4 protein-coding genes are annotated in these 4,337 nt (G+C 60.1%); 2 read left to right on the forward strand and 2 right to left on the reverse strand.

Going from position 1 to position 4,337, the window contains the following annotated elements; genetic code table 11:
* Positions 1 to 129: 129 nt before the first annotated feature.
* Together AC1DZY_RS26300 and AC1DZY_RS26305 are read right to left on the reverse strand one after the other, a co-directional pair.
* Complete coding sequence (locus tag AC1DZY_RS26300; protein WP_476823105.1) at positions 130 to 561, reverse strand: c-type cytochrome; 432 nt, start codon at positions 559 to 561, stop codon at positions 130 to 132.
* A gap of 44 nt (positions 562 to 605) precedes the next feature.
* Entirely contained in the window at positions 606 to 935 is a 330-nt protein-coding gene (locus tag AC1DZY_RS26305) for a hypothetical protein (protein WP_476823106.1), read from the reverse strand.
* A 180-nt stretch (positions 936 to 1,115) separates the two neighbouring features.
* Between AC1DZY_RS26305 and AC1DZY_RS26310 the strand changes: the two genes are divergently transcribed.
* Positions 1,116 to 1,541: a DUF1236 domain-containing protein gene (locus AC1DZY_RS26310; protein WP_476823107.1), complete on the forward strand. Its 426-nt coding sequence runs from the start codon at positions 1,116 to 1,118 to the stop codon at positions 1,539 to 1,541.
* Positions 1,542 to 2,298: 757 nt separating this feature from the next.
* Positions 2,299 to 4,337, forward strand: a 2,039-nt coding sequence (locus tag AC1DZY_RS26315; protein ID WP_476823108.1) for a catalase, incomplete at its 3' end; no start/stop codon positions are given.

A 4,337-nucleotide genomic window follows, 5' to 3' on the forward strand; every position in this document is an offset into this window, starting at 1 on the left:
GTTGTAGGCACCGTTGTGGATGACATCTCAGGTGGCAACGGCGCTCTCCTGGGCCGCAACCGTTTTAGCGGCCGGGAAAAGGTACTGCGTTTCGCGAAAATTATAGCGCTATGAAGTGGGCCGATGGGCTTACTTTTTTATACGGTAGGTCTCGTGGCAAGTGCTGCAGTTCTTCGTTACGTCACCGAAAGCGGCGCTGAACCCGGCGAGGTCAGTTACAGCCATGGCGAACTTAGCTTCAGCCTCGAATTTGCCGAAGGCCGCCAGGAAAGCGGCCTGATCATCCCAGATTCTTTGACTTGCCGTGGTGTCGCTACCAGTTTTAGATTTCTCAGGGAACAAACTCGGCATCTTTTTGGCGGCGTCGACATAGACTTTAAAAATCCCCTGAACCTTCACCGCATCGAACGCCTCGTCGCCCTTGGCAATTTTAGCCCCCAGGCTCGTGGCGGCTCCCACTGATTTCATCAGGTTCTTGCGTTCGGCTATTGGGTCGGATTGCGCCACTACGGCAGAATAGCTGATCACGAGGCCGGCTGCGGCGATAGCTACACGGATCATTGGCGTCCATTCCCCAAAAAGGCCCCGAAAGGCTTCATTACTCGTCAGCCTGTCTTGAGCGACGGCTTCTCGGTGCACACCGCGCTCTCGGTAGGCTCGCCGAGGTCGTTCAGCAACTGCCACTGTTTCAGATCCGGCTCGAAGAGCAGAGATGGCAGGCCTTTATCGCGCGGGACAAGTTTACGATTTTCCCGAACGTACTGGCGAGCTTTCCCCTCAACTTCGACCGTCAGGTCGCCCACCTCATTGACCTGCTCGATGACGATCCGCCCGGCATTGAATTGACAGGTGTAGACCGGATTCTGGAGCGGCTCATTGTCTGCCACCCCGACGAGGCTCAATGGCACGATTATACCCGCAATTTGCAAGAACATGACGCTCTCCTTGGCCGCGCCTCAACCATACGTTCCGTTTGCTTTTAAGTTCCGCGTCGGCACTTCTTAGCCGGGCTAACCCTCTCATTATGAACCGTTATTCATGGAACCGCCAAGCGGGCTCCACGTTTTGATGTGTGCTGGGGATTCACAGCCAAGTTCAACAAAGGGAGATGAACCATGATCAAGAATATTGCTGTCATCGCTGCTCTTGTCCTCGTCCCGGCCACGGCATTCGCCCAGTCGAACCAGGGGGCGGCCGGTGGCGCTGCCGCGGGCGCCGCCACCGGCGCCGTGGGTGGCGCAATCGTCGGCGGTCCTGTTGGAGCCGCAGTTGGCGGGGTCGGCGGCGCGGTCGCTGGCGCGGTTGTCGGTGGCATCAGTGCCGATCATCGCACCGAGTTCCGCACCTACGTGAAAGAGCAGCACGTCGCTTCCGTGCCGTACAAGGAAAAAATCGTCGTCGGCGCGACGCTGCCGGACACGATCACATATCGCGAGGTCCCGTCGAAGTACGGCAAGACCGAGTACCGCTACACGGTGGTCAATGACCAGACTGTGCTCGTCGAGCCGAAGACCCGCAAGATCGTTCAGATCATCGAATGATCAATTGGAGCCGACCCCTCGCGGGGTGGGCTCCTTTCGTTACATCCACTCGGGGCCAAGACCAACGTGATCCAGCAAAGGGGAGTTACACAATGTTACGTCAGATTTTATTAGCAGCCGGGATTGCAGCCACTGCGGTTTTCGGTGCGCCAGCCCATTCTCAAGTCAGGGTCGAAATGGGCGTTGAAAGGTCAGGGATGGACAGGCGCGATTTTGATCGTCCGCGCTATCGGGAGCGGGAAAGCTTTGCTGAGCCTCGATATCGCGAGCGCCGAGGATATGGAGAGCGGCGGCTCGTCAGGGAGCGCTATAACGACTGTCGAATGGTCGTGAAGCGGCGCGTTAATCGCTTCGGCGAAGTCGTCATCAGACGCACTAGAATTTGCCGTTGAGTTGAGCGAAGCGGCGGGTTGCGGTGATGCGTCACCACCCGCCGTTTCGTCCGCTTTCATCGCAGCTCCGTTGGATGTGGGGTAAGCGACGTTTATGCCTGTTGGGCATTGGGCTGGGATCGGGCTCTTAGCCCGTGCAGCATGGCTGCTGATGCCCAGAGCGGCGGATAACTCCAGAATTAAAAATCATGGTGGGAACAGGCTGGTCGTTAAGCGGGTTTGCCAGCGAGACCCAGCCCCTGAGGTACACGAATGATCGACGGAAGCGATCGTGCACTTCGACGGATCGACGGAGCCTCCTGTTCGTTACCCGAACCCCACTTTCAAGCCCGCACTGAACTCGGTAGACGCAAGGATTTAAATCGATGGCCCGCTCCCCGCGAGACGACACGACGCTCATCAAGGCCAAACCCGGCAATGGCGGCGAGTTGCATCAGACGGCGTCTGCACCGGCAGGACGCATCACCACCAATCACGGCGTTCCCGTCAGCGACAATCAGAACTCGCTCAAGGCAGGCAGCCGCGGGCCCACGCTGCTTGAGGATTTCGTGCTGCGTGAGAAGATCCAGCACTTCGACCATGAGCGCATTCCCGAGCGCATCGTCCATGCGCGCGGTTCCGCCGCGCACGGCTTCTTTGAGCTGACGGACTCGCTGGCTGAGTTCTCGCGCGCAAAGATTCTGACCGAGGTCGGCGTCAAGACCGAGCTCTTCACGCGGTTCTCGACGGTGGCCGGCGGCGCGGGCTCGGTCGATACCCCGCGCGACGTCCGCGGCTTCGCAGTCAAGTTCTACACCAAGGAGGGCAACTGGGATCTCGTCGGCAACAACATCCCCGTCTTCTTCATCCAGGACGCGATCAAGTTTCCTGACCTGATCCACGCCGTGAAGATGGAGGCAGATCGCGGCTATCCCCAGGCCGCCAGCGCCCATGACACCTTCTGGGACTTCATCGGCCTGATGCCGGAATCGACCCACATGATCATGTGGGCGATGTCGGACCGCACCATCCCGCGCTCGCTGAGGATGATCGAAGGATTCGGCGTCAACACCTTTCGCTTGCTGAACGACAAGGACGAGCCGACCTTCGTCAAGTTCCATTGGCGGCCCAAGCTCGGCACCCAATCGACCTGCTGGGACGAGGCGGTGAAGATCGCYGGCGCCGACCCGGACTACCACCGCCGCGACCTCTATGAGGCGATCGAAAAAGGCGATTTCCCGGAGTGGGAATTTGGCGTGCAGTTGCTGAGGCAGGCAGAGGCTGACGCGCTGCCCTTCGACATCCTCGACGCGACCAAGCTGATTCCCGAGGAGCTGGTGCCGATCCGCGTGATCGGGCGTATGGTCTTGAACCGAAACCCGGACAACTTCTTCGCCGAGACCGAGCAGGTCGCGTTCCTGCCGACCAACATGCCGCCGGGCATCGACGTCTCTGAGGATCCCCTGCTGCAGGGGCGCCTGTTTTCCTACCAGGACACCCAGCTTTCCAGGCTCGGCACGGTGAACTTCCATCAGCTGCCGATCAACAGGGCCAAGGGCTGCCCCTTCCAAAACCTGCAACGCGATGGCCAGATGCAGACGCAGGTCTTCACCGGTCGCGCCAATTACGAGCCCAACAGCCTGTCGGAGGCCGGCGAGGATGGCGGCCCGCGCGAGGACCCGGTGGGAGGTTTCCGCACCGCCGCCGTGCCGATGGACGAGCACAAGGTGCGCTTGCGGTCGGAAAGCTTCGCCGACCATTACAGCCAGGCTCGTCTGTTTTTCCGCTCGCAGAGCGAGAGCGAGCAGGCCCATCTCGCCAGTGCGCTCGTCTTCGAGCTCTCGAAAGTTACACTCCAACATGTCCGCAATCAGGTGATGGCCAACCTCGTCAATGTCGACGAGACCTTGGCTAAGCGCGTCGCCAACGGCCTTGCAATGCCGTTGCCGAAAGCATCGAAGGCCGCCGTGGCCCCGATCGACATGGATCCGTCTCCGGCCCTCAGGATCGTCGGTAAGTACCCCCAGACACTCAAGGGCCGCAGCATCGGTATCCTCGTTTCGGACGGGGCGGATGGAGCGATGGTTGCAGCCGTCAAGGCTGCGGTGGAAGGCGAAGGCGGAACCGTCAAGATCGTGGCGCCAAAGATCGGCGGCGTGAAGCTCAAGGACGGCAAGATGCTGAAGGCCGACGGCCAACTCGCCGGCACGCCGTCTGTCATCTTCGACGCCGTCGCGATCATCGTGTCCAAAGACGGCTGCGCCATGCTGATGAAGGAAGGTGCGGCGATCGATTTCGCCAAGCACGCCTTCGGCCATCTTAAGGCGATCGGCTACAGCGCTGACGCCAAACCGCTGCTCGACAAGGCGGGCGTTGAGGCAGATCACGGCATCGTCGAGCTCGGCAAGACATTGGAGGGCTTTCT

The organism is Allobosea sp. P2_A10 (assembly GCF_056405115.1).

Coding starts and splice junctions, on each gene's coding strand:
- AC1DZY_RS26300 (WP_476823105.1), bottom strand. CDS start 561: ATGATCCGTGTAGCTATCGCCGCAGCCGGCCTCGTGATCAGCTATTCT.
- AC1DZY_RS26305 (WP_476823106.1), bottom strand. CDS start 935: ATGTTCTTGCAAATTGCGGGTATAATCGTGCCATTGAGCCTCGTCGGG.
- AC1DZY_RS26310 (WP_476823107.1), top strand. CDS start 1,116: ATGATCAAGAATATTGCTGTCATCGCTGCTCTTGTCCTCGTCCCGGCC.